Origin of the sequence: Leucobacter musarum subsp. musarum, from assembly GCF_001273845.1 — a bacterium.
Lineage (GTDB): Bacteria > Actinomycetota > Actinomycetes > Actinomycetales > Microbacteriaceae > Leucobacter > Leucobacter musarum.
On the sequence record NZ_JHBW01000064.1, the window covers coordinates 131360 to 156751 of the forward strand.

General features: G+C 65.0%; 24 protein-coding genes. 11 read left to right on the forward strand and 13 right to left on the reverse strand.

Annotation, left to right across the window (positions count from 1 at the left end):
- Positions 1 to 36 precede the first annotated feature (36 nt).
- The 7 genes from CH42_RS02595 (at position 37) to CH42_RS02625 (ending at position 9598) form a co-directional block, all read left to right on the forward strand.
- Entirely contained in the window at positions 37 to 999 is a 963-nt protein-coding gene (locus CH42_RS02595; protein ID WP_053351652.1) for a D-2-hydroxyacid dehydrogenase, read from the forward strand.
- Between the two features lie 244 nt (positions 1000 to 1243).
- On the forward strand, positions 1244 to 2614 hold the full coding sequence (locus CH42_RS02600; protein WP_053351719.1) for an APC family permease: 1371 nt from the start codon (positions 1244 to 1246) through the stop codon (positions 2612 to 2614).
- 208 nt (positions 2615 to 2822) lie between these two features.
- Positions 2823 to 3695 carry an ATP-binding cassette domain-containing protein gene (locus tag CH42_RS02605; RefSeq protein ID WP_053351653.1) on the forward strand — a complete coding sequence of 291 codons (873 nt, stop codon included), beginning with the start codon at positions 2823 to 2825 and terminating at the stop codon, positions 3693 to 3695.
- Positions 3692 to 4684, forward strand: coding sequence for an ABC transporter permease (locus tag CH42_RS02610; protein ID WP_193392064.1), 993 nt, complete (start codon positions 3692 to 3694; stop codon positions 4682 to 4684). Before CH42_RS02605 ends, CH42_RS02610 begins: the two co-directional genes overlap by 4 nt.
- 38 nt (positions 4685 to 4722) lie before the next feature.
- On the forward strand, positions 4723 to 5694 hold the full coding sequence (locus CH42_RS02615; RefSeq protein ID WP_053351654.1) for a sugar ABC transporter substrate-binding protein: 972 nt from the start codon (positions 4723 to 4725) through the stop codon (positions 5692 to 5694).
- A 122-nt stretch (positions 5695 to 5816) separates the two neighbouring features.
- The gene (locus CH42_RS02620) at positions 5817 to 8777 is read left to right on the forward strand and encodes an FAD-binding and (Fe-S)-binding domain-containing protein (RefSeq protein ID WP_053351655.1); all 2961 of its coding nucleotides are present in this window, start codon (positions 5817 to 5819) and stop codon (positions 8775 to 8777) included.
- Positions 8774 to 9598, forward strand: coding sequence for a purine-nucleoside phosphorylase (locus CH42_RS02625; protein ID WP_053351656.1), 825 nt, complete (start codon positions 8774 to 8776; stop codon positions 9596 to 9598). Before CH42_RS02620 ends, CH42_RS02625 begins: the two co-directional genes overlap by 4 nt.
- A 6-nt stretch (positions 9599 to 9604) precedes the next feature.
- On the opposite strand, the gene trpB is transcribed toward CH42_RS02625, so the two are convergent.
- The 3 genes from trpB to CH42_RS02640 form a co-directional block, all read right to left on the reverse strand.
- Complete coding sequence (trpB, locus tag CH42_RS02630) at positions 9605 to 10792, reverse strand: tryptophan synthase subunit beta (RefSeq protein ID WP_053351657.1); 1188 nt, start codon at positions 10790 to 10792, stop codon at positions 9605 to 9607.
- An 8-nt stretch (positions 10793 to 10800) separates the two neighbouring features.
- On the reverse strand, positions 10801 to 12258 hold the full coding sequence (locus tag CH42_RS02635) for an APC family permease (protein WP_053351658.1): 1458 nt from the start codon (positions 12256 to 12258) through the stop codon (positions 10801 to 10803).
- Positions 12259 to 12374: 116 nt separating this feature from the next.
- Positions 12375 to 14135 carry an IlvD/Edd family dehydratase gene (locus tag CH42_RS02640; RefSeq protein WP_053351659.1) on the reverse strand — a complete coding sequence of 587 codons (1761 nt, stop codon included), beginning with the start codon at positions 14133 to 14135 and terminating at the stop codon, positions 12375 to 12377.
- A gap of 236 nt (positions 14136 to 14371) precedes the next feature.
- On the opposite strand from CH42_RS02640, the gene CH42_RS02645 reads away from it, so the two are divergent.
- Positions 14372 to 15556, forward strand: a complete 1185-nt coding sequence (locus CH42_RS02645) for a Gfo/Idh/MocA family protein (protein WP_053351660.1) — start codon at positions 14372 to 14374, stop codon at positions 15554 to 15556.
- Positions 15557 to 15664: 108 nt separating this feature from the next.
- Here the strand turns inward: CH42_RS02645 and CH42_RS15885 are convergent, their stop codons facing one another.
- Genes CH42_RS15885 through CH42_RS02670 form a run of 6 tightly spaced genes read right to left on the reverse strand, consistent with a single transcriptional unit; the run spans position 15665 to position 18203 of the window.
- A complete protein-coding gene (locus tag CH42_RS15885; RefSeq protein WP_075205211.1) occupies positions 15665 to 15838 on the reverse strand; it encodes a CsbD family protein in 174 nt (57 codons plus the stop codon).
- Between the two features lie 50 nt (positions 15839 to 15888).
- On the reverse strand, positions 15889 to 16503 hold the full coding sequence (locus CH42_RS02650; RefSeq protein ID WP_053351661.1) for a hypothetical protein: 615 nt from the start codon (positions 16501 to 16503) through the stop codon (positions 15889 to 15891).
- Complete coding sequence (locus CH42_RS02655) at positions 16500 to 17084, reverse strand: DUF6286 domain-containing protein (protein ID WP_053351662.1); 585 nt, start codon at positions 17082 to 17084, stop codon at positions 16500 to 16502. Before CH42_RS02655 ends, CH42_RS02650 begins: the two co-directional genes overlap by 4 nt.
- Positions 17081 to 17476 carry a hypothetical protein gene (locus CH42_RS02660; RefSeq protein WP_053351663.1) on the reverse strand — a complete coding sequence of 132 codons (396 nt, stop codon included), beginning with the start codon at positions 17474 to 17476 and terminating at the stop codon, positions 17081 to 17083. The genes CH42_RS02655 and CH42_RS02660 overlap by 4 nt, the downstream gene beginning before the upstream one ends.
- Positions 17476 to 17664, reverse strand: coding sequence for a DUF2273 domain-containing protein (locus tag CH42_RS02665; protein WP_053351664.1), 189 nt, complete (start codon positions 17662 to 17664; stop codon positions 17476 to 17478). The genes CH42_RS02660 and CH42_RS02665 overlap by 1 nt, the downstream gene beginning before the upstream one ends.
- A complete protein-coding gene (locus tag CH42_RS02670; protein ID WP_053351665.1) occupies positions 17664 to 18203 on the reverse strand; it encodes an Asp23/Gls24 family envelope stress response protein in 540 nt (179 codons plus the stop codon). The genes CH42_RS02665 and CH42_RS02670 overlap by 1 nt, the downstream gene beginning before the upstream one ends.
- Before the next feature lie 188 nt (positions 18204 to 18391).
- On the opposite strand from CH42_RS02670, the gene CH42_RS02675 reads away from it, so the two are divergent.
- On the forward strand, positions 18392 to 19978 hold the full coding sequence (locus CH42_RS02675) for a hypothetical protein (RefSeq protein WP_156322447.1): 1587 nt from the start codon (positions 18392 to 18394) through the stop codon (positions 19976 to 19978).
- 103 nt (positions 19979 to 20081) lie between these two features.
- Here CH42_RS02675 and CH42_RS02680 read toward each other — a convergent pair whose 3' ends face one another.
- Positions 20082 to 20627 carry a hypothetical protein gene (locus CH42_RS02680; protein ID WP_053351667.1) on the reverse strand — a complete coding sequence of 182 codons (546 nt, stop codon included), beginning with the start codon at positions 20625 to 20627 and terminating at the stop codon, positions 20082 to 20084.
- Between the two features lie 415 nt (positions 20628 to 21042).
- On the opposite strand from CH42_RS02680, the gene CH42_RS02685 reads away from it, so the two are divergent.
- A complete protein-coding gene (locus CH42_RS02685) occupies positions 21043 to 21735 on the forward strand; it encodes a hypothetical protein (protein WP_053351668.1) in 693 nt (230 codons plus the stop codon).
- Positions 21732 to 22361, forward strand: coding sequence for a hypothetical protein (locus CH42_RS02690; RefSeq protein ID WP_053351669.1), 630 nt, complete (start codon positions 21732 to 21734; stop codon positions 22359 to 22361). Before CH42_RS02685 ends, CH42_RS02690 begins: the two co-directional genes overlap by 4 nt.
- A 73-nt stretch (positions 22362 to 22434) precedes the next feature.
- Here the strand turns inward: CH42_RS02690 and CH42_RS02695 are convergent, their stop codons facing one another.
- Genes CH42_RS02695 through CH42_RS02705 form a run of 3 tightly spaced genes read right to left on the reverse strand, consistent with a single transcriptional unit; the run spans position 22435 to position 25351 of the window.
- Complete coding sequence (locus CH42_RS02695; protein ID WP_053351670.1) at positions 22435 to 23268, reverse strand: alpha/beta fold hydrolase; 834 nt, start codon at positions 23266 to 23268, stop codon at positions 22435 to 22437.
- Complete coding sequence (locus CH42_RS02700; protein ID WP_082309251.1) at positions 23265 to 24542, reverse strand: enterochelin esterase domain-containing protein; 1278 nt, start codon at positions 24540 to 24542, stop codon at positions 23265 to 23267. Before CH42_RS02700 ends, CH42_RS02695 begins: the two co-directional genes overlap by 4 nt.
- Complete coding sequence (locus CH42_RS02705) at positions 24539 to 25351, reverse strand: ABC transporter ATP-binding protein (protein WP_053351672.1); 813 nt, start codon at positions 25349 to 25351, stop codon at positions 24539 to 24541. The genes CH42_RS02700 and CH42_RS02705 overlap by 4 nt, the downstream gene beginning before the upstream one ends.
- Between the last annotated feature and the right edge of the window lie 41 nt (positions 25352 to 25392).

Sequence of the window (25392 nt, forward strand, 5' to 3'; positions counted from 1 at the left end):
CGATCGAAGACCACCGAAGAACACAGGAGGAGCACCATGTCCCACCCCCGCGCGATGCTCATCGTGCCCGAAGGGCGACCCGTACCGCCAATGGATTCGTTCGCGAACGAGGCCGAGGTGACGGTCGTCAGGACAGCTGAGGAGTTCCGGGCAGCGCAGCCCGGCACCGAAATTCTGTTCTTGAACGACTTCCGAACGCCGCTGCTTCGCGAAGTCGGCCCGGGCGATCTGAAGTGGATTCATACCTCGAGCATCGGTGTCGATGTACTGCTCACGCCAGAGATTGTGAACAGCGACATTGTGGTCAGCAATTCGCGTGGTGTGTGCGAACGGCCGATCGCCGAATGGATTCTCGGAGTCATCGTCATGTTCGCGAAAGACCTGCGACGCACCGTTGAGCTGCAGCTCGAGCGCACGTGGCTGCATCGCGAGACAGAACCGATCCTTGGCCGCAAGGTACTCGTTGTCGGCCCCGGCCCGGTCGGGCAGGAGACCGTGCTGCTGCTCCGCGGGGCGGGAATGGAGGTGACGGTGGTTGGCCGCTCGGCCCGCATCGATGATCGCCTCGGCGAGATCCACGCGTTCTCCGAGCTCGATGAGCTCCTCGGCACGGTTGATGACGTCGTATTGACGATGCCGCTGACCGAGGAAACGCGAGGACTGTTCAACAGTGAGCGATTCGCCATGATGCGTCAGGGGGCGCGACTGGTGAACGTGGGCCGCGGTGCCGTCGTCGTCGAGCAAGACCTGCTTGACGCCATCGATTCCGGGCGTCTCGCTGGGGCAGCGCTCGACGTGTTCGAGCAGGAACCGCTGCCCGTCGAACACCCTTTCTGGTCACGGCCGACGATTCTCGTGTCCCCGCACGCCTCGGGCGACCTCGTCGGATGGCGTGGGCGCGTCGCAGAGTGCTTCGCGGCAAACTTGCGCAAGTGGAAGGTCGGAGAACCGTTGAACGACGTCGTCGACCTGAAGCGCATGGGGGTCACCGCCGGGTGATCCTGCAGAATTTCTGACGGGGGCCGGGTGCAGCAGCGCCCGGCCCCTGCGTGTTTCAGGGTGGGACATTCGCGTGCACGTCACCGTATCTAGGGTTACTCTGCAAGCAAGATCGTTCAATGACGAGGATTTCATGACAAGCGCAACACAAAAAGTCTCAACGGATGAAACGGCTGAAGTCGGTTCCGGTCCCGCGACGAATAAGACTTCGCTCAAGGGGAACATGGGAGTCGGCGAGCTCGTAATGAGCGTTCTCGCGTTCTCATCACCGTTGACGACAGTAGCTGGGACGCTCCCCGTGCTGCTCATCTTCAGCGGGCAGACCGCGCCGGCCATCTATCTGCTGCTTACGCTCATGTTGGTCATATTCTCCGTCGGATTTGTTCGCATGAGCCGCAGCGTGAGTAATCCGGGCGGCTTCTACGCATTCGTCACAGCTGGGCTCGGGAAGCCAGCAGGTCTCGGCGGCGCCCTCCTCGCGTTGGTCGGTTATGTATTCATCGGATTCTTTGCGCCGTCGCTCTTCGCGATCACCCTCCAGGGGTGGGTCGTCGACGCCCTGAATGGCCCTGACATCCCGTGGTACTGGTACGCGCTCGCTATCATCGCCGTGACCACTTTCCTCGCCTACAACCGCATCGACCTTTCAGCGAAAGTGCTGACGACCGTGATGATCTTGGAGGTCGTCGTCGTCGTCGTATTTGACGTCCTCGCATTCGTGAACTCCGACGGTCAAGCTACCGGGGGACTCGGGCTCGCGCTTCCCAGTTTGACCGACGCAAGTATTGGCCTCGCGCTCCTCTTCGCCGTGGGTAATTTCTTTGGGTTCGAAGCGACTGTGATCTACCGTGAAGAGGTCAAGGATCCGGAGCGCACCATTCCTCGGGCGACGTACCTCGCCGTGGTGGGTATCGGAGTGTTTTACGCCATTGCCGCGATCGCATACATCGCATATCTCGGTGGAGCGAATGTGCAAGGCGCTGCCGAGGCGAACACCGTGAATCTGTTTGACGATGCGTTGCGCGACCTCGCCGGTGGGATCTTTGCCGATGTCGCCGTGGTGTTGCTCATGACTTCGATTCTCGCCTCCATGCTCTCGATCCAGAACATTGCTGCGCGCTACAGCTTCTCGCTGGCCGTCGACCATGTGCTGCCGCGGGGCTTGGCTCGCGTGCATCCGAAGCATCGTTCGCCGCACCTCTCTGCGCTTTCGGTCGGGCTGCTCTGGGCGGCCGCGACCGTGCTCTTCTCTGTTATCGGAGTGCCGCCTGAGAACATCTATCCGGTGGCGAGCGGCAGTGGCACGTTCTCCGTGCTGCTGCTCCTCTTCATCACGAGTGTGGCAATCTTCGTGTTCTTCCTGAGACGAGGGTCACGAGGCAATACCGCCGCCTGGAAAGTGCTGTTGACCCCCGCGATCAGTGCGGTCTTCTTCGGTGGGGTGACGTACTTGGCAATTACCAATTTCTCCTCACTCATCGAGGGCTCGGTCGGGATGACGGTGATCTTCATGTCGTTCACATTCGCGCTCTTCCTCGGCGGCATCGCATACGCGGTGTATCTGCGTCGACGGAAGCCGGAGGTGTACGCGCGCCTGGGACGCCAGAGCGTGTAATCGGCAGCAGCGCCCAGCAGCGCCCCCAGGAAGCCGGTGAAGAGCTTCCTGGGGGCGCTGCTGCGTGCGGGCTCAGTTCGGTGGGTGGTGTCTCAAAGCGGTACAAAACCGGGCGCGTCGTGACGCTGATAGTTGAGTAACCGCAGAAGCCGCGTCGCACACGGCGTGAGTTCAGCGGGGCCAGAGATCCATCAACGACGAGGATGACATGACCGACGCACCCTCAGCGACCACTCCGCTGGTCGCCCTCAACAACATTCAGAAAACCTTCGGGGCCGTAACCGCGCTTCGGGGAGTGAGCATTGACGTGCTGCCGGGGGAGACGTTCGCCCTGCTGGGCGACAACGCCGCCGGCAAGTCGACGCTCATGAAAGTGCTCACGGGCGTGTACCAGCCCGATCACGGCACGATCCGCATGGACGGAGACGCCGTGTCGTTTCCGAGCCCCGCGGTGTCGCGTTCCGCCGGCATCGAGATGGTTTACCAGGACTTCGCGCTCGCCGACAATCTCGACGTGCGCACGAACATCTTCCTGGGACGCGAGCCGCAGAAGAACATCATCGGGCCCCTGGTTCGCGTGATCGACAAGAAAAAGATGGAGCGCGAGACGAACCGCGTGCTCGAGCGCCTCGACATCCCGATCAATCCGAGACTCAAGGTGAAGCGGCTGTCGGGCGGGCAGAGACAGGCCGTGGCCATCGGCCGCGCGCTCGCGTTCGACGCGAAACTCATCATCATGGACGAGCCGACCGCCAACCTCTCCGTTGCGAAAGTCGACAAGCTCATCGAGGTGACGCAGAAGCTCAAGGACCTCGGCATCGCCGTGATCATCATCACGCACCGTCTCGATGAGGCGTTCGCCGTCGCCGACCGTTGCGCCGTCATGCGGCAGGGCGAGGTCGTGGGCCGATTCCGCATGGACGAGGTCAGCGAGTCTGAAGTGGCGCACCTGATCTCACAGGGCACTCTCGACGGTTACGAAGCGCCCGAGGTCGACATCCCCGCCGAGCGCCGCCGCATCGGCAGCACCTCGGATTCCCACCCAGCAGAGCAGGCACCGACGATCGGGAGCGACGCATGAACACCAACACGGTCGCAGTCATGCTGCGCAAGTCGAATCAAGACGGGCCATCGCCGGCGATGCGCGTCAAGCATTTCGTGGGCGACTACGGAATCCTCATCATTTTTGCCGCGGTGCTCATCTTCCTCGCGGTTGCCGCCCCGAACTTCCTCACCCTTGAGAACCTCGTCAATGTGGTGCGGCAGTCGTCGATCATCGGCATCATCGCACTGGGCATGACATTCATCATGATCACCTCCGGAATCGACCTGTCGGTCGGCTCGGTGGTCGGTCTCGCAGGCATGGTGTTCGCGATCCTGGCACCCTCGAGCGGCAATGCACTCTGGATTCCGCTCGTCGTCGGACTCGGTGTCGGTCTGCTCGTCGGGTTCTTGAGCGCGGCGCTGGTGGTGTGGGGCAAGATTCTCCCGTTCCTCGCAACGCTCGCAACGATGGCGATCGCCCGTACGGCTGCGCTCGTCATCACCGATGGTCAGGTCGTGTCCGGTTTGAGCGGCCCGGCGGAGTGGCTCGGTTCGGGCTTCATCGGCCCGATTCCGGTGCCCGTCATCATCTTTATCTTGGCAGCCCTGCTCTGCGACTTCGTGCTCAGCCGCACGAAGTTCGGATCGCACGTCTACGCGATCGGCGGCAACGAGGAGTCGTCGAAGAAGGTCGGCATCTCGGTCAGTCGCGTGCTGTTCACGGTCTACCTCATCGGTGGCTGCCTCGCGGCACTCGGCGGCCTCGTCTTGACCGCTCGCCTTGACGGTGCCGCACCGACCGCCGGCCTGACCTACGAGCTGCAGGTCATCGCGGCAGTCGTCATCGGCGGCACCAGCCTCTTCGGCGGCGTCGGCACGATCCGCGGCACCGTTATCGGCGTGCTGCTGCTCGGCGTCGTGATGAACGGCATGAACCTGCTGGGCGTCTCGAGCTACTACCAGCAGGGCGTGCAGGGCCTGATTCTCGCGCTCGCCGTGCTGCTCAACCGTTGGAAGTCCGATTGACCCCCTCCCCGCTGTACCCACTTTCGAAAGGAACACCCATGAATATGCGACGACGCATGTCTACGGTAGCCGCTCTGATTGCAGTCTCCGCCCTTGCGCTCACCGGATGCGCGAATGGAGCTTCGGGCGATGCCGCGGCCTCCGGCGACGGTGAGCAATACGACATTGGCGTGGTGGTGCTCGACTTGCAGGATCCCGATCTCGCCCACATGGTCGAAGCGATGGAAAGCACCGCGAAAGACGAGGGCGTCAGCCTGCACGTCACCGATTCGAAGAAGGATGTCGCCAGCGAGCTGAATCAGGTCGAAGATCTGCTGACGCGCCAGGTCGACGCCGTCATTCTGCAACCGCTCGACGGAGAGGCGAGCCAGAACGCCGCCAATCGCGTGATCGATGCCGGCGTGCCGCTCTTCATCCTGTCGACCGAATTCGCCGAAGGTGCCGACATCAAGTACGAGAGCTACATCGGTGTCGACGATACGCTCGCGGGCCAGATGCAGGCCGAGTACCTCAACGACCTGCTGCCCGACGGGGGCAACGTCGTCTTCGCCGCAGGAATCTACGGCGCCTCGTGGACGGACCGCCGCAAGTCGGGGTACGACGAGACCATCAACGACAACATCAAGACCGTGGCCGAGTTCCAGGCGAAGGGCAGCCGCGACGAGGCGAAGCGCAACATGGAAGATACGCTGCAGCGCTTCGGTACCGGCGAGATCGACGCCGTAGTGGCGAATAACGATGAGATGGCCATTGGAGCGGCTTCGGCGATCAAGGACGCCGGTCGGACTGATGACATCGCGGCCGTTGTCGGAGTCGACGGCACACCTGCCGCCGTATCCGCGATCGAGGCCGGCAACATGTCGGCGACCGTGCGGCAGGACTCGGCCGGCCAGGGCGAAGAATCGGTGCGCGTCGTGCACTCGTTCCTCCAAGGCGACGACGTGAAGGATCGCTACACCCTGCCGTTCACCCTGATCACGAAGGAGAACGTCGCGGACTTCGCCGAGTAGCGCGACGAACCACAGGACGGGGTGCCCTGCGCGAGCAGCGGTGCCCCGTCCTGTTTTGGTACACGTAGGGCACCCCGACGGCTGCATACACTGCGGGAGTAAGCAGTGATTGGGGTACGTGTATGTCGAATCTGACGATTGCAGCGGCGGATGCGACGCAGCTGCTGGCCGAACTGCGGGAGCGCGGCATAGACGTCGACGATGCGCCCCGCCGACGGTCGGAGTACTCCTTCGACGCATCCAACTATCGCATCCGCCCGCAAGCCGTCGTCTTCCCACGAACCGTGGACGACGTGAGATCGGTGATGCGCGCAGCACGCGCCGCCGGCGTGCCGGTGACCACCAGGGGAGGCGGCACCTCGATGGCGGGCAACGCCGTCGGTCACGGGATCATTGTCGACCTGTCGCGCCGCTTCATCGACGTAGACACGATCGATCTCGACGACCGCTCCGTGTGGGTCGGAGGCGGGGTGGTGCTCGGCGAACTGCGCACACTCGTTGAACGCATCACGGCGGGCGCACTCACTTTCGCTCCTGACCCGTCGTCGCTCAGCCGTGCGACGGTCGGTGGTTCGATCGGCAATGATGCGTGCGGCAACCACTCCGTCGCCTACGGTCGAATGACGCAACATGTGCGCGAAGTCGAAGTGGTCACACTCGATGGCGCCCACCTGCGGCTGGCGCGCGGAAGCATCACCGCGGTGGATCCTCAGGATGCGCAGTCGACCGCTCGCGCAGAGCAGCTCACTGCAGAACTGCGCGACCTGGCGCAGGCGCATCTCGCGGCGCTCCGCGTCGAACTGCAGACCATTCCACGGCAGGTGTCGGGTTACCACCTCGGTCATTTGCTCCCCGAAGAGGGGTTCGACGTCGCAGCGGCCCTGGCCGGCAGCGAGGGAACGATTGCCGTCATCACTCGTGCCCGAGTCGGGCTGGTTCCTCGACCGGCGACCACCGCGCTGCTGTGCCTGGGGTACGCCAATACCGTTGATTCCGCGCGCGACGTGATGGATATCTTGGCCAGTAAGCCAACCGCGATCGAGGGACTCGACCGGTCGATCGTGGAGATCATGCGACATCGGCGAGGGCCGGAAAGCGTCGACGGGCTGCCGAGCGGAGAAGCCTTCCTCATGGTGGAGTTCTCCGCCGATGATGTCGCCGAGGCGCGTGAGCGCTGCGAGCAGCTGCTCGTCGCTCTGGGTGCGGCTGGCCGCGTCACCGACTCCGCGGTCGTCACGGATCCTGCGGCCCGCGCGAAGCTGTGGCGCGTGCGCGAAGACGGGGCGGGGCTCTCATCTCGCCGGGTCGATGGCAAGCAGACCTGGCCGGGCTGGGAAGACTCGGCGGTGGCCCCCGACCGGCTCGCCGACTACCTGTCGGAGTTGCTCCCGCTCGTCGAGAAGTACCAGTACTCGGCATTCATGTACGGCCACTTCGGCGCAGGGTGCGTGCACATGCGACTCGACTACGACCTGCGGAGCGAACACGGCAGGCGTGACTTCGAGGCCTTCACGCGGGAGGCCGCTGATCTCGTCGTCGCACACGGAGGGTCGCTCTCGGGCGAGCACGGCGACGGTCGCGCCCGCAGTGAGCTCCTCAGCGTGATGTACTCGCCCGAGATGCTCGACCTGTTCGCCGAATTCAAGCGGGTGTGGGATCCGGATAATCTGCTCAATCCCGGCATCATCGTCGACCCTGACGCCTTCACGGACGCGCTCGCACTGGAAGGAACCCCTGCGCCCGGCCCGACTCTGGGAGAACCATCGGTCATCACCGAGACGGTGACCATGGGCCTCTCGATCCAGTCGCGCACCCGTCTGCCGCTCGCGAGCCCCTACGTCGGCAATGCGCACGCCTGCATTGGCGTCGGCCGCTGTCGCGCGACCAGCGGTGGCTTCATGTGCCCGAGTTACCGCGCGACGAAGGATGAGAAAGACAGTACGCGCGGTCGGGCGCGCGTACTCCAAGAGCTCACCCGTGCGAACAAGAACAGCCTCGACGGCTGGTCGTCGCCCGAGGTGCGCGACGCCCTCGACCTGTGCCTCTCGTGCAAAGCGTGCTCGAGCGATTGCCCGACCGGAGTCGACATTGCCGAAGCAAAGTCGGAGCTCATCGACGAGCACTACCGAGGTCGCATTCGACCATTCACGCACTACTCGATCGGTTGGCTGCCCCGCTGGCTGCCGCTGATCGGCTGGTTCTCGAGCATCGCCAACATCGGGGCCCGGATCGGACTGCTGCGCCGGGTCGCCGATTGGCTCGGTGTGAGCGCGAATCGGCGCCTGCCGGCCTTCCGCTCGCGCAGCGATATCCGGAGACATCTCGACGAGGCGGCGTTTGACTCGAACGGTGAGATCCTCATCTTCGCCGACAGCTTTACAAAGGCATTCCGCCCAGAAGCGATTCCCGCTGCCGCGCGCGTGCTCGGCGACACCGGCCGAACGGTCGGATGCACTGCAGACGCCTGCTGCGGCCTCACCTGGATCTCGACCGGTCAGCGAGATGGCGCTCGCCGCAGGCTCGAGCGCCTGATCCGACGGTTCGACGACGGGACAGATCGAGATATCGTCGTGCTCGAGCCCAGTTGCGCCGCAGCTATCCGCGACGAGGGGCCGAAGATGGTGGGCGGCGAAGCCGCTGACCGCGTGGCTGCACGAGTGCGCTCGTTCTCGGTCGCGGTCGACGAAGCCGTGCAGCGCGGCTGGACCCCGACAGCACCAGCGCCCGAGGCAGCGGTGCTGCAAACGCACTGCCACGAGCACGCGGTCTTTGGATCCGGCGCGCAGAAACGCGTACTCGGTGCGTGGGGGGTGCCGCAGATTGTGGAGTCTTCATCGTGCTGCGGTGTTGCGGGCAACTTCGGCTTCGAGTCCGAGCACTTCGACATGTCGATGCAAGTGGCCGAGCATTCCATTGTGCCGGCACTGCGGCAGGCCCCCGAGGGGGCGCTCGTGCTCACCGATGGATTCAGCTGCACCATGCAGGTGTCGCAGATCGATCCTGACCTGTCGGGTCAGCACCTCGCACTCGCGCTCGACCCAGCGCGCACCTCTCCCGAAGAACATCAAGAAGGCAGCGAATGAGTACGCGCATCAATCTGGCCCAAGCTCTGCACGAGGCCCACTCGGCGGCTGATGTCATCGCCCGCCTATCGGGAGTCAAACAGCATGACATCGTGCTGACTCTGGGAAGCGGATGGCGCGAAAGCGCTGCGTCGCTGGGAGACGTGGTCGCGGTGCTTCCTGCCGCGGAGATTCCGGGTTTTTCCGGGGGGTGGGTGCCGGGCCATTCTGGGGTGATTCAGTCGATACGTCTCGAGAGCGGCGCGCACGCGTTGGTGATCGGTGCACGCGCGCACCTCTACGAAGGCAGAGGAGTGCAGGCCGTTGCGCACGGCATGCGCACCGCAGCAGCAGCCGGGGCTCGCACTGCAGTGCTCACGAATGGCGCCGGCGGAATCGACCCGACGTTCTCCGTCGGCGACGCCGTGCTCATCAGTGACCATCTCAACCTCACCGCCGTCTCCCCGCTCATTGGCGCTGATTTCGTCGACTTGACCGATCTGTACAGCGAACGGTTGCGTTCGATCGCGCGGCAGGTCGAACCCGGTCTGCAGCAAGGCATCTACGTGCAACTTCCGGGCCCACATTTCGAAACACCCGCAGAGATCCGTGCGCTCAGCATTCTCGGGGGTCAGCTGGTGGGGATGTCGACAGCGCTTGAGGCGATCACCGCCAGATCACTCGGGATGGAGGTGCTTGGGGTGTCGCTCGTGACGAACGCCGCGGCCGGGCTGAGCGGTCCGATCGATCATCTCGATGTTCTGGCCGAGGGCCGAGCAGCCGAGTCGAAACTTGCTCTCACGTTGAAGCGACTGGTCGACGCACTGCCGCTCCCAGGCTAGGCAGGCTTAGGCAAGAGCGAACCAGTCGTTCACAGTCTGCATGTCTTTGTCGCCGCGGCCCGAGAGGCAGACGACGAGGTCATGGCCCGGCCCGAGATCACGCGCCAGTGAGATCGCCCCGGCGACGGCGTGCGCGGATTCGATTGCTGGAATGATGCCCTCGGTGTGACTGAGCAGCCGGAGGGCTTCCATGGCTTCTGCATCGGTGACCGGGCCGTAGGAGACGCGGCCGTTGTCGTGCAGCCACGCGTGCGCCGGACCGACCCCGGGGTAGTCGAGGCCGGCAGAGATCGAGTGCGAGTCGAGCGTCTGCCCATCCTCGTCCTGCAGTAAGTAGGAGTGGGCTCCGTGCAGAATCCCGGGGCGCCCACGCGTGAGCGTGGCAGCGTGACGTGGCGTATCCACACCATCACCGGCCGCCTCGAACCCGTAGAGAGCGACGTCTGCGTCGTCGAGAAACGCCTCGAACATGCCGATCGAGTTGGAGCCGCCCCCGACGCACGCGACGACGGCGTCGGGGAGGCGACCCCGTCGGGCGAGCGCCTGCGCTCGGGTCTCGTCACCGATGACGCGTTGAAAATCCCTCACCATCGTCGGAAACGGGTGGGGGCCTGCGGCGGTGCCAAACACGTAGTTCGTGCCGTCTGCGGTTGCCACCCAGTCGCGGTACGCCTCGTTGATCGCATCGCGCAGAGTTGCCGTGCCGGTGCACACGGGTACGACCGTCGCGCCGAGTAGTCGCATGCGCGAGACGTTCAGCGCCTGTCGTTCGACGTCGACTGCGCCCATGTACACGACGCATTCGACACCGAGCAGTGCTGCGGCGGTCGCGGTCGCGACTCCGTGCTGCCCGGCACCGGTCTCCGCGATCACCCGGCTCTTGCCCTGACGCTGTGCGAGCAGCACCTGACCGAGAGCGTTATTGATCTTGTGGCTTCCGGTGTGGTTGAGATCTTCGCGCTTCAGCAAGAGCGTCGCGCCCCCGAGGTGCTCGGAGAGTCGCGCGGCCTCGGTGAGTGGCGTCGGCCGACCGGAGTAGTCGAGCAGAAGATCGGAGAGCCGCTGTTGAAAGTCGGCGTCTTTGCGCGCGGACGCATACGCTTCGGCGAGGGCATCGACGGCAGTCACGAGTGACTCGGCAATGTACCGCCCGCCGTAGGGGCCGAATTGCGGCCCAACGGTTCCCTGGAGCATCGCTCCGCCTAGTACTTCTGGCGCCCGAGGCGCGCGTAGATGTCTGGCCGTCGCGTGCGCAACACGCGTGCGTAGAGGAAGCCACCGATGAACAGTGCGAACGTCAGCCCCATGAAGATCACGGTGATGGCCCCGGAGCCACCGACCAGCTCGGGGAAGTTCGCGATCGCGACCACGGTCACGACGCCCAGGAACACGGCACTGATGGCTGGCGCGACCAGCGACTTCCACACCGATTCAGGGGCGCTGCGCCGCTTGCGCAGAAAGTAGACGAACACGGCGGCGCTCGCGATGAACATCAGCAGCAGCACCGAGAACGTGCCGCTCCCGCTGGCCACAACGTAGAGCTGCTCGGGAGGCATGCTGAGTGCCGCGAACAGTATCGTCGCGAGCGCCCAGACGACGCCCACCGTGAGCGCAGACAGGTACGGCGAATTGTGCTTCGGGTGCACCTGGCCGAGCGCGCGCGGCAGCGCATGATCCCGTGCGAGGGAGAAGCCGTATCGGGCCGCGATGTTCTGGATCGACAGCATGCAGGCGAGTGTCGAGGTAATAAGCAGGATCGTCATGACGTCGGCGAAGATCTTGCCGAGCAGCAGCACGATCGAGTTGTGGAACAGGTTCGCCGTGTCAGTCGTCGCGGCGGTCTGCACGCCGTCGGTGCCGAAGAACGCCACGTAGGCGGCGGCGGTGGCCGCGTAGAAGAGACCGATGCCGAGCACGGAGAGATACGTGGCGCGCGGGATGGTGCGGGCCGGGTCCTTCACTTCTTCACGGTAGATCACCGTGGCTTCGAAACCGAAGAAGTTGCCGATGGCGAAGAGCAGCGCGAGACCGAACGTCGCGTCGCTGGGGCGCGGCAGAGATACCGAGAAGTCGGCACCGCTCGTCACGTTGTGCGCGAACGCGGCGACGTCGTACACGACGATGATGAGCACCTCGAGCACCATCACAATGGTCAGCACTTTCGCCGACAGGTCGATGCGGTTGTAGGCGAAGAATGTCGTCAGCACAATGATCGCGAGGGCGTACCAGTACCAGGGAATGTCGGGGCCGCCGAGCGTGTGCACGACGAAGCCGCTCATGGTGACAGCGAAGAACACGGGGGCGAAATAGCCGATGAAGAGGTATCCGACCAGCGCGAGGAATGCACTGCCGAGTCCAGCCGCCTTGCCGAGCCCAGCAGTGACGAACGAGTAGAAACCGCCGGGGTTCTCGATGCGGCGACTCATCAGTACGAAACCGACCGAGAAGATCAGCAGCATCGCCGTCATGATGAGGTAGATCGCCGGAGCGGTGTTGCCGCCGAACATGAGGAGCACCGGCATGGTGCCGGCGACGGTCGCCAGGGGGGATGAGAACGCGAGCACGCTCATGGCGAGGGTTCCCACGCCCATATTGCCCTGAAGTCGATTGATGGTGGTGGTGTCGAGCGGGGGTTCGACCGCCTGCTGCTGTGTTGCCATGAGATTCACTCGCTGTCGTCGTCATTGAAGACCTGGCGCACCGCACGCGGATGCGGTGCGCCAGGAGGAGAAATACTGTGGAGAGGGCTGAGGCGCGCGGCCTCAGAAGCGGCCGGTCACCAGCCGCCCTGCCAACCGGTGAAGAGACCGTAGGGCAATCGCTGCGGTTCTTCATCGGGAATGGCGTGCAAGAAGTCGAAGTCGCAGCCCTCATCGGCCTGCGTCACATGGTCGACGAAGAGACGCCCGTAGCCACGGTTGTACTTGCGGGGCGGCAGCTCGACCTCGGCAAGGCGCCGTTCCAGTTCATCTGCCGGAATGTCGAGATCCAGGCGTTGGGTGGAGACGTCGAGCACGATCGGGTCGCCGTCGCGCACCACAGCCAGCGGGCCGCCTGCCGCCGCCTCGGGCGAAACGTGCAGGATCGTGGTGCCGAAGGCGGTGCCGCTCATGCGAGCGTCCGAGATGCGTACGACGTCGCGGATGCCACGCTTCAAGAGCTTTTCCGGGATGGGGAGCATGCCCCACTCGGGCATGCCCGGTGCGCCGGCCGGGCCGCAATTGCGCAGCACCAGCACCGAATCCTCGGTGATGTCGAGATCGGGATCGTCGATGCGTCGACCGAGGTCGGTCATGTCATCGAAGACGACCGCGGGCCCGCGATGCGTGAGCAGCTCGGGGCTCGCCGCACTGCGCTTGATAACCGCGCCTTTCGGTGCCAATGATCCGCGCACCACCGCGATGCCGCCGGAGGCGTCAAAGGGGGTCTCGAGCTTCGAAATGACCTCGCCATCGGGCTCGGGCGCGTTCGCGAACCCGGCTGCGAGTGATTCACCGGTCACCGTAATGGCGTCGCCTTTGAGCAGCGGTGAGAGTTCTTTCAGCACTGCGCCGATGCCGCCGGCATTGAAGAGCTGCTGCACGAGGTATTCGCCAGAGGGCCGCACGTTCACGATGCGCGGCGTGCGCTCCGAGATCTGGTGGAAGCGGTCGAGATCGAGCTCGTACCCGACTCGGCGTGCGAGCGCGAGCAAGTGCAGCACGGCGTTGGTGGAACCGCCCACCGCCATGAGCAGGGTAATCGCGTTGTCGAACGCATCGGGAGTGAGGATCTCGCGCGGCGTCGGCCCGCCGGTGAGCGCCATCTCGACGGCACGTCGTCCGGTCGCCTCGGCCGCTTGCGCCCGCCGGGCGTGCACGGCGGGGATCGCTGCCGTCGACGGCAAGCACATGCCGAGCGCCTCGGTGATCGAGGTCATCGTCGAAGCGGTGCCCATCTCGCTGCAGTGACCTGCAGTCGGCTTTGCTGACGCCTCCAATTCGTCGAAGTCGGCCTGCGTCATGCGACCAGCGCGCAACTCATCGGCGTACTTCCACGTATCGGTACCGACGCCGAGCTGCTTCCCTCGGAAGACCGCGGGCTCCTGGGGGCCGCCTGTCAGCATGATCGTGGGGATGTCGGCGCTTGCCGCACCCATGAGCTGGGCAGGCACCGTCTTGTCGCAGCCGCCGAGCAGCACGATCGCATCCAGCGGATACGCGCGGATCGATTCTTCGACGTCCATTGCCATGAGGTTGCGGAACTGCATGGCGGAGGGCTTCATGAGGCTCTCGCCGAGTGAGATGGTCGGGAATTCGAGCGGCAGTCCGCCCGCCATCAACACTCCGCGCTTCACCGAGTCGGCGAGCAGCTTGAAGTGAATGTTGCAATTGACGAGTTCCGACCAGGAGTTTGCGATGCCGATCACCGGTCGATCCTTGATGGCGAAGCCCGAGAAGCCCTCTGCCTGGATGGCGGTGCGGTGCACGAAGCCTGTGAGATCGTGCGGGGCGAACCAGCGCGCGCTGCGGAGGTCGGCCTGGGGTGAGTCTTCCATTCTGGTATTCATTCCTTCTCGTTGGGATGAGAAGACGAATGCCTCGGTGGAGCCGACATGACGTTCGAACTCCATTGTCAGCATTGCGTCGCCGATTGCACCCCAGTACAGCAACTGGCGAGCATCGGAACCTGTTCCAGATTGAGACAGCCATGCACGTCGAGGCCAGACGTAACCTGGCGCAGGCGTCAGCGAACGAACGCCGAAACATCGCAGGTGAAGACGAAGGAGTCGTAATGGTGAGCAACGAGCGCATTGGCGTCGGGCTGATTTCGGTGGGATGGATGGGGCGCCTACATGCGCGGGCGTACCTGGCGACGAGCCAGTTCTTTCCTGAGCTTGAACGCCACCCTGAGTTGGTGATTGCGGCGGATCCCGATGCGTCGGGTCGCCAACACGCTGCCGACGCGCTCGGGTTCCGAGAGACCACGGCTGACTATCACGAGCTGCTGGCGCACCCCGACGTCGACGTTGTCTCGATCTGCGCACCGAACTTCTTGCACCACGAGGTCGCTCTCGCGGCGATCGCGGCGGGCAAACCTTTCTGGATCGAGAAGCCGATGGGCATCAGCGCGACCCAATCGCGCGAGATCGCGCAGGGCGCGGCGGCAGCCGGTCTCATCACGGCGGTCGGATTCAACTACCGCCATGCGCCTGCGGTGGCTGAAGCGCGTCGACTCGTACGGAGCGGAGAACTCGGCACGATCACGAATGTGCAGATGCGACTGCTCACGAGCTACGCATCTGACCCACAGCAAGTCTTCACTTGGAGGTACGAGAAAGAGCGTGCCGGTACTGGCGTACTGGGCGACGTGCTCTCTCACGGCTTCGACCTCGCACAGTTCGTCGTCGGTCGCGTGGAGTCGCTGAATGCGATTACCGAAACCTTCATTCCGCAGCGCCCGCTCCCGGCCGGCAACTCGGCGAACAGCTTCGCGAAGGGTGAGGCGTCGACGACCCTGCGAGACGTGGAGAACGAGGATTATGCCGCAGCGCTGGCGCGATTCGAGAACGGGGCCGTGGGGTACTTCGAGTCGACGCGCGTCGGCATCGGCCCCCACGCCGAATACATCTTGGAGGTCTACGGCACGCAGGGTTCGATCCGCTGGAACTTCGAGCGCATGAATCAGCTCGAGGTTGCGACAGACCTGCGCGGGTACCAGACCGTACTGACGGATACGAGCTTCGGCGAGTTTGGTCGGTTCCAGCCGAACGCGGGCCCGGGCATCGGATTCAACGATCTCAAGACGATCGAAGCCGCGCTGTTCATCCGATCGGTGATCGAGAACGAGCAGCTGGCGCCTTCGGTCGCAGACGGCTGGTCGGCTTCGGAGCTCGTCGACGCATCGGTGCGCAGTGCGGAGTTGGGCGCGTGGGTGAGTGTCCCCGAGGTCGATGGGGTCACCACTTATAACCGCTAGCGGGACTCGGGAGCCCGCGCGAGTGTGCGCACCATTCAGCGGTAACGCGCAGTGCCGGGGGCCCGGCCAGAGCTGGCCCGGATACCCGGCACTGCGGCGGGAACGGCCTTACTTGGAGAACGTATCCTTGACGTCTTCGGCGGCCTTCTTCACCTGTGCTTTGGCCTGATCGGCCTTGCCCTCAGCGGCGAGCTTGTCGTTGTCGGTCGCATTACCGATCGCTTCCTTCGCCTTGCCGGTGAGGTCTTGCGCAGCGTTCTTGATCTTGTCGTCGAGTCCCATGATGGGTTCCTTTCGTGGTGAGACTCGCCAGCGGGTTCGCTAGCGAGGGATCAGTGCACCCGCCGCTCGTCTCGGGCGAGCCGAGCGCGGATGCCGGTATGGATGGAGATGAACGTGTCGAGCTGTTGGCCCGTGAGCGTCGCAAGATTCTCGACGAGTTCGTCGGTCATCGCTGCGATCTGACGCGGGCTGGTGTTCTGCCGCGGGGTGATCGCCACGTGCAGCACGGGGTCGCCCGCGACTTCGCTCGCGGTCACGCGACTCGATAAGACTTCGTCGTGCGCATCGATCGCCTGTTTCACGGCCGAAGCGGCGAAGCCTTCGGTGACGACGATGCGGCCTGCCTCGTTCTCGCCGGCGGTCGCCTGCAGCGCGGTGCGCCGCCGACCGCGGATCGTGCGTGCGACCAGAACCGTCAGCAGCACGACGAGTAGCAGGAGCGCGGCAACCAATGCCAGGGCGATCCAGGCGAGTTGCGTACCCGCAATCGCCGTGGCGTCCCAAGCTGAGGAGATCCAGTGCTCTGTATCGCCGCCGATGCCGGCCCATGTGTCAGAAACCTGAGGGATGCTCGCCGTGAGGATCAGCAGCCCGCCGATCGCGGCGAGCACCGCGCCGAGGATGAACAGCACGAGGCGATTCACCACGCGATTCGTCCGATTCATGGTGTGGCCTCCTGCTGCTGCTGGTTCACTCGGACCGACACCCGGGGCTTCGTCCGCAGACGGTACTCCTCGATTTCGCTGTCGACGACGACGCGCACGCGATCTTTCTCCATCTCTATGCCCGCCTCGGGCGTCACCGACACATCGATCACCCGATGTCCGACACCGACGCGCACGCGACCTCGAGCCACGAAGAGTTCGTCGCTCACCCGTTGCGCGATGGCTGCTGCGATCACGCCGTTGTCAGCAACCACTGCGCGTCGCTCACCCCACTGCATTTCGTGCTTCGACAGGCGTCCCGGCGCGAGCGCGAGCACGATACACACGAGTCCAAGCAGTGCGATGACGATGCCGGCGGTGATCGTTACGCCCGCGGGAACCTCGGTCGGCAAGCCGACGACCCAGCCGAACGCTGCCGCGGGACCGACCAAGAGTGCGGGCTGACCCGCGAGGCTCAGTATGATCTCGAGCGCCGCATACGTGAGCGCAAGGATCAAGATCACCACAGCGATGATCATCGCGACGGTACGGGGTGAGTGCGTCTCTCGACGCACCACACGACTCAGCGAACTGGTACTCATCGCACCCTCCTCTGCAGGGGAATACAGGCACGGTCAATAGTGAGATTCACGCGAGACACCGGGCGCCCGAGTGACGCCCCTGCGGAGGCGGCAACCTGCTGCTGCACGGCCTCGGCGAGTTCCATCACCGTTGGGCTGCGCTGCACCGCGCCAGAGTCACCGAGTGCAGGGACGGGGAGCGGCACGCGGGCGTTGATCACTACACCGTCCAGTGACGCGGCGGCGTGGACCCGCACGTCGCGAGAACTACTGTGCACGGCGGTGGCGACGACGTGCGTGACAAGCTTCTGCAGCACGCTGTCGCGCACCGTCACACGACCCGGCACAGCCGAGGAGCCCGCAGCGTCACCCCCGCGGGTGTCACCCCGTGCGGCGCTCTCGTTGGCAGACATTACGAGGTCTTCCGCCCCGAGAGGGCTCCCGCGAGGTCACGCACATCGAGCTTCCCCGAAGCGATGCGCCCAATGGCAGCCCCGATCGTCATGAAGAGTGCGACCAGGAGAAACCCCCAGAAGCCGAACACGAGCGCCGAGATGGCCAGCACCGCGCCGATGAGGGCGCCGACGACGGTCGCGCTCATTACGCCACTCGCGATTCAACGTCGTCGTCATCTTCCGTGCCCGGCACGTGCACGTCGTTCACCTCGACGTTCACCTCGACCACCTCGAGGCCGGCCAACTGGGTGATTGCGCCGGCCACGGCGGAGCGCACGCGCTCTGCAACCTCATGGATCGGAGCGGGGTACGCAACGACGATCGTGATGTCTGCGGCGGCCTGCGTTTCGCCGACCTCGACCTTCACGCCCTGTCCGAGATCGGTCGCGTTTACTGCATCGCGGATCGCGCCGAACGCGCGGGCTCCACCGCCGCCAAGCGCGTGCACGCCAGGAACCTCGCGCGCCGCGATGCCGGCGACCTTGGCAATGACGCCATCGGAGATGATGGTTTTGCCTTCGGTGTGCACGTCACTCGGAGCTGCAGGGGCAGTGGTCGACTTCGCGCGGTCGACGCGCGGCCGCGGCGTTCCTGCGGTCGCTTCGACGGCGCCTGAATGAGGGCTAACGGCCTCGGCGACATCGGCGGGCGTGGCGTCGACGGTGTGCTTCTGGTTCTCGGTCATGAGATGCTCCGATCTGTGTGTCGCGGAACCCCATGCGGGGTCGAGCTCATCGTGAGTTCTACCTATAAGAGACCACAAGTTCGGAAAATGTCACAAAAAACTTCATACTTTTTTTCTGCGAGTGTAAGCGAGCGTTATGGTGCCGCGTTGTCGTGGTGGAAAATCCCAGGTCAGAGTAAATTGCGGCTGTGTTGCAGGTGAGCGCATTGCGCCGCAACCCCTCAACGTCGCGGCTGCGCGATCCGGCACCAGGAAGGCTCGGTACCCTGAGGTCTGTGGAGCCACAACGAGCAAACGCGCCTCTCATTCCCCGACAACTTCGAGTGCCGGTGCCGGAAGACGCCGCGCATCATTTCGCTTCGGCCACCGTCGTGCTTCACGGACGCGTGTTGCTCACTTCGTGGGTTGAAGGCCGCGCGAGCTACCGGCTCGGAATTCTCGACCTGCGCACCGGGCAGTGGGATGTGCTGTCGGGACTCCGAGGAACGCTTCGCGACGCTCTTGGACTCTCGGCTGGCAGAGCGCTACTGCTCACCGACCACGCGCTGACCGAAATTGACCTGGCAGGGCCAGCGATCACGCGCCAGCTGACCGCGAAGATTGGCAAGTACAACACCTACCTACGCGGCGAAGACGGCGACATCGTCGCCGTGGGAAACGCCCGCGCCCCCATGGAGTCGCTAGTCTCGCTGACCACGTTGACGGTCGCGAAACGCAGGCGGCGCGGCCCAAACGCAGCGCCGCAGTTGCCCGCAGCCGTCATCCGCGCGGGTGGAGCGCGCATCCTTGCTGCGCGAGGAGAGATTGACATAGTGGCCACCGAGACTCGCGACTCTGCACCGCAACGCCTCCTCATGCTGACGTCAAGCCAAGGATCGGAGGCAGCCTCCGTCGACTTCTTGAATGGGCTGCAGAGCGCGCACCTGGTAGCCGATGGCGTCATTGCTGCAGGACCGGATATCGGGCAGGAACGCCAGCTGACCGTGATCCCAGGTGTGATGTCAAGTACCGCAGACTCGGCCCAAATGACGTTGGAAGAACTGGCGTCTGCGGCGAACGAATCCGCCGAACAACTCCTCAGCACGCGAGCTCGTCGAAACCCACCACGGACGGTGTTCCGTGATCGTCGACTCGAGCCTGGTGAAACAGTATCCGACGTCGCTGGCCAGCGGGTAACCCTGGTGAACTGCGTGGCTGGCCGCTCCGCAGACACCCACGAACGGCCCCGAATCGTGCGTGCGCACCTTGTCGATCTCGAGCTGCAAGCAAGCTCGCTCAACGGCGCGGTGTTCGAAGACATCACCATCGACGGGCTGCGCTGCACCGGGGACGACGGATTTCTCTTCGGCTGTGAGTTCCGCCGTGTCACCCTCTCCGGTCGAATACGGGGACTTGTGCTCAACTCCACTTTGGACGCCATCGACCCTGAGGTGACCGTTCGCCATGCACAGTGGTATCGCGAGCGGTTGGAGGATCCGGAATGGATGCTCGACCTCACCGGAGCGACCGGCGACATTGAAATCCGTGGCTATCCGTCCCGGTTCATTCGCCGAAACCCGAACCTGCAAGCGGTGGTCACCGCGGCGGCGGTGCGCGAGCTCGATTGGCGATCGATCGAAGCAGGTCGCTCCGCACTCCGGGTATCGCTGGACGAACTCGCCCGCTCTGATTGGGAAGACGTGACGCTGATCGCTGACCCGCACAGTAATCGTGCCGATGATGACCTTCGATATATCGCACGACTCCGAGATGCGGGAATCGCGCTGCTGGCCTGAGCAGGCGGCTGCTGAGTGTTACGACGCAAAGCTTGTGAAGTTGATTTCGCTCATCTCTCAAGGCGCGAATAAGGATGCCAGTGGGTCGTCAGGGCTGAGATCATCACCCCACCGGCAGGAGTATTCTGTGAGACCGATTCAAGCGTGATGCCGTCTGCGGCGAGGCCGCCGACCGCACGGCGACGATGCGCTCGGCATCTTCCGGTCCGAGTGCCGCAGCGGCTTGAGCCTGGATCTCGGCAACCCGAGCATCGAGCTCCCCTTGCATGCGATCGACGGCGACGTTGATCACGGTATCGATCTCGAGCCGCTCTTCGGGTCGAAGCGCCCGTACGGCCAGAACGAGTAGCATCCCACCAATTCCGATGACGCCCCCGGCGATCACGAGCGGTGTTGCCCCTATCTCCGATCGGCCGATCTGAAATGCTGCTGCGGCGCCGAGGGTCAGTGCAAGGCCGATCTGCATGCGCACGGCGGCCCAGTTCCAGGGGTGCCATCCGGTGGTCGCGAGCACCGCGAGGTCTGCGACTGCGGACACGCCCACCAAAACCGTCAAGAGAATCTGGGAGTCGTCAGGATCGCGGAGCACACCACTGGCGACTGCCGCGGCATAGGCTCCGGCGAGGAGCGCACCGAAGAGAGTGAACATCGCCCAGCTCCCGTGAGGGCTTCGTGGCCCATACTCATGTCTCATCCGGCGTCGACACTCGCGCCACGCGTCGACCCCCGCGGTATGAGCGTCCGCCCAGATCTGCAATGCAAGCTCTCGATGGCCGAACACACCGAACACGGCCCGTTCAACCTCTTTCGCGTCGAGATGAGCGCGACTCGTCGGCAGGCGTGATCGAGTGCGGGTGATTTTCTCGGCGTAGCGCTCAGACATCGCTGGTACTCCGATTCTTCATCGTTGGAGAGACGACCCGAGCGGTGAGTGCAGCACACGCACACATCGGCTGCCTCCGGATCATCAATCAGGCGTCGAACTCCGGTGTCGAGCCTAACCGCTGCAACGCGAACTCGTCGGCGGTCTGCGGTCGGGAAGCGAGGGTGGGTAGCCTGGGGACGTGGCCTTCACTCTGATCCAAGCTCGCTCCGTATCGCTCATCGAAGCGGCCAGAGCGGGGGAGGGTGGTCCAGCCGACGCTGATCGAGCGTCTGCCGAGTTACGAGCGGACTTCGAGCGTTGGGGGCGCTGGGGGCTGGGGCTCATCGCGTTCGCGGTTGCCGTCGGCAGTTCGTTCATCGCGGTCGGTCTGCTCGGAACGGTGTTGATGCTCGGTGGCTTTCCGATGGGCCTCGACCTGGCGATTTGTCTCGTCGCGACGGCTGCTGCCCTCGGCGGGATCGAGCTGCTGATTCGCCTGTGGTGGACCGGCCGACGACTGGTGACGGCAGCCGCGTGGTGGCTGCGCCTCCCCTACGAGAACGGTGGTCGCAGCCGTCGGCATGGAGGCTGGCTGCACGCTCGCACCATCAACTTTGAGCCGCCGATCTTTGCCCGACTGGTCACCGCGACGCTGTCATGTCTGATCGCGATCGGCACCGCCGCCCTGGTCGTACGCGACCTGAATGTGGGGATTACATCGTTGACGGCTGCGGCTGCGGTCGTTGCTGTCATCAGCGGCCTCTCGCGGCTGGGGCAGGCGGGTGGCGTGATGCGTCTCGTCGCGGGCGTTTCTGAAGGCGATCCGTTGAGGGAGCGCGTCCGGTCGCTCTTCTCGGGTCGCTCACCGCGCAGCAAGCGGAGTCGTCGATGAAGCTGCGATGGTTTTCTGCCCTGATACTCGCGGTTAGTACAGCCGCTCTCACCGGATGCGCACCGCCAGCCCCGACCGGTGACGCTCTTGTCGCCGAAGCTGAGCAGCACTATCTCGACTACCGCACGGTCACCAACGACGTGCAAGCGCTCATCGACGATGGTCCTTGGGACGCGGAGATTTCGGCATATGGGATGCAGCCATCCGGTGCTGGCTGCAGCGCAGGCAACTACAAGTTTGACCTCACCCGCACAACCGAGGTTGACGCCGCACAGCACGCAGCACTGAGCCAGCAGGTCGCGGAGTATCTCACCGGAGCAGGCTTCGAAGTCGAAAGTCAGCTGCTCGGTTCCGGCGCATCCGCGTCCACGGACGTGATTGTTCGTGACCAGGCCGACTTCGCGTTGCTCGTGGTGACCTTCATTGAGAACGATTCGGTTCTCGTTTCGGCAACGACGAAGTGTTGGCCGGGCGACCGTCACGACTTGAGTCGAGCGATCTTCGGTGGCGTGACGCTGGGCAACGGCTATCTGCCACGGGAAGAAGCGCCCAGTGATCCACTGTTCTTCGGCATCGCACCCGGTGCGGCAGACTTCGGGCCCGCGTCGAGTCCGAAGACTGAGTAGGTGTCTGGGTGCGGGCCTCGCGAACCCGGTGAACACGAACGTCGAACGACCAAGCCCGACTCCCGCTGACCGCTCAGGCGCCGCCGGCGCCCCGCAAGTACCGATTGAGCTCGAGCGCCAGGGCGTCGGGCGCGTCTTGCATCGGCTGGTGCCCGACGGCCGGAATGATTGCGCGCGCAGCCGCGGAGTTCGCCTGGACTACCTCGTCGAAGATGGCATCGAGCGCCTGCGGCATGTCGAGTTCACCCCGAATGTGCAGGGTCGGCAGGTCTGATGGCGGGGGAGCGTGCACGCTCTCGAAACCGCTGAGGCCGAGTTGCAGGTAGATGGCGCGGCCCGTCGCGATGAGGCACTCCCGCACGTACGCGCGGGTGTCGGGGTCGTGACTCGACCACGAGCCCCCGAAGCGCGCGAAGAGCGGCCACGGCACCACTCGATAGAGATGACCGGCGAACCGCATGGCGGAGAGTTCGCCTCGCCGCAGGGTACGGTGCTGGCCCGGGCTGCCGATCGTCACGAGCGCATGCACCCGGTCGGAGCGCCGGTGGCTCAACTCCTGGGCGACGTTGCCGCCGAACGAATGACCCACGAGCAGCCAGGTGCCTCCATCGGTCCGCAAGTTCCGATCTGCGTAGGTGAGGATCACCGCAAGGTCGTCGATCACCGTGTCGATGGTGGCGACCGCCCCGTCATGGAGCCGTGACGCACCGTGGCCGCGCATATCGAACACCACGATGTTCCAGGTCGCATCGATCCGGTCGATCATCGGGAGAAACTCGCGGTGGTCGACTCCCGCGCCGTGCACCATCGCCATCCACAGCTTCGGGTCGCTGCCCTCGCGGTGCCAGGCCGCGAGGTCGGCTCCGTCTGCGGTGATGCGATGCGGAGAGAGACGGGGATGCGTCATGAGGCGCCCCCGTCGGCGAGCGCATGTAGCGCGTCGAAGAGCCCGGTGCGCCACCACGCGTAATCGTGGCCACCCGCATAGACGCGCCAGTCGATCTGCGCGCCCGCCTCGCGAGCCGCTTCGGCGAAGTGCGCCGCAGATTCGGTCATGCCGGTCTCTTCCGTGCCCGACTGCACGAGGAATCGCCGACCCGACAGTGCGTTCGTGTCGGCGAGCTCGCGCACCCGGTCCACGAGGTCTCCCGTCTCTCCCGCCGGTGGTCGCGGTGCTTCGCTCGCGCGGAAATGGAACGATCCCGACTGCACGACCGCCGTGGTCGCGAGGTCAGGCCGCAGCGCGACGATCGCGGCTGCGGCCAACCCGCCGTAGCTCTGGCCGGCGACGACGATGCGATCGGGGGCGGGAACCGCGGGGATCCGCGGAGCGTCAGCAGCAGCGTGGGTGCGCAGCGCGGCCAGTACGGCTGAGAGCAGGTCGGCAACGCGATCCGGATGCGGCAGTACCGCGGAGCGCTGCTCGAGGGTGCCCGAGGGCACCAGCACGACGGCCCTGGGAGCGACCGCTCCAGCCGGGTGAGCGAGCGCCTCACGAATGCCGACGCGCTCCCAGTTCTCGCCGTCGAAGAGCACGAGCAGGTTCGCCCTGGATGCCTCCGAGCTTGGGCGAGTGAGCAGCGTCGCGACGCGATCCGCGAACTCCCCACCGAGTGGCAGCGACGTCTCTTCCAGAGAGCTGAAGGGCTCCGAGCCTGCGGTCCGCACCGCCCCAGACCCCCACGCCGGGTGCTCGACGGCGCCGGGGGCGACCAGCACCGACGACCAGCGCCCGAGCGGATTGGGCAGCCGGCGCGGGTTGCGAGGGTCGGGCACTCCAGCGTCGTGCACGCGCAGCCACCCGGCGCGCGTCGCGCCCGCGTCGTCGGGCAGCTCAGCGGCGGGGAGCGACACGAAGCGGTAGCTCGCGATGAGATCTTCGGGCAGCAGGTAATCGATCACGCGTACGGAGCTGCCGGGCACCGCGTCGAGCACCGCCGGCCGAATGTCGGTGCGGTGGGCGTCGGTCGTGCCGTTCAGGTGGATCATCACCCGGTCGCCTGCCCGCTCGGCTTCGGCCACGAACACGACCTCGCGGTGGGCCTCGCCGTTGAGCTCGACGCGTTCGCCGAAGGCCGGCCACACCGGGGAGACGAGATCCGGAGACTCGCCGGCGAGCACCCGTCGCCAGATCGCCGATTGAGCACGGGTGGGCGGCATGCCCTCGGTGCGCACGTTCATGCGACTAGCGCCGAGCGGCCGGCGAGGGGCACCACCATCGGCGTGCCCGTGATGGGATCGCTGACGACCGAGGCGCGCAGCCCGAACACCCGCTCGATGAGCTCCTCGGTCATGAGCTCGGCCGGCGGTCCCTCGGCGACGATCGCGCCATCGCGCATCGCCACGAGGTGCGTGGCGTAGCGGCAGGCCTGATTAATGTCGTGCAGTACGGTGACCACGGTGCGGCCTTCGCGGTGCAGTTCGCTGACGAGTTCGAGCACCTCGATCTGATGGGCGAGGTCGAGAAACGTGGTCGGCTCGTCGAGCAGCAGCAGATCCGTCTCTTGGGCCAGCACCATGGCGAGCAGCACGCGCTGTCGCTGGCCGCCCGAGAGCTCATCGAGGCTGCGGTCGGCGAGCTCGTCGACGCCGGTCACCTCAAGGGCGCGGTCGACGGCTCGCTCATCGTCGATCGACCACTGGCGCAGCAGTTTCTGATGCGGAAAGCGCCCGCGGGCAACGAGATCGGCCACGGCGATGCCGTCGGGCGCAACGACCTGCTGCGGCAGCAGAGCGAGCATTCGCCCGGCCTCCTTGGCGCGGTAGCTCTCGATCGGGCGGCCATCGAGACGCACCTCGCCGCGCTCGGGTTTCAGCAGCCGCGCGAGCGCACGCAGCAGTGTGGATTTGCCGCAGGCGTTCGGCCCGACGATCACGGTGAAACCGTCATCGGGAATCGTCAGTTCGAGCTCATCGACGACCGTTCGCCCCTCGTAGGCGAGCCGGAGAGAATCGGCGACAAGCCGGGAATCGGCGGGGGTGGGAGACACGAGACAGCCTTTCACGGGAGGGGAGAGAGGAGGGGAGGCGA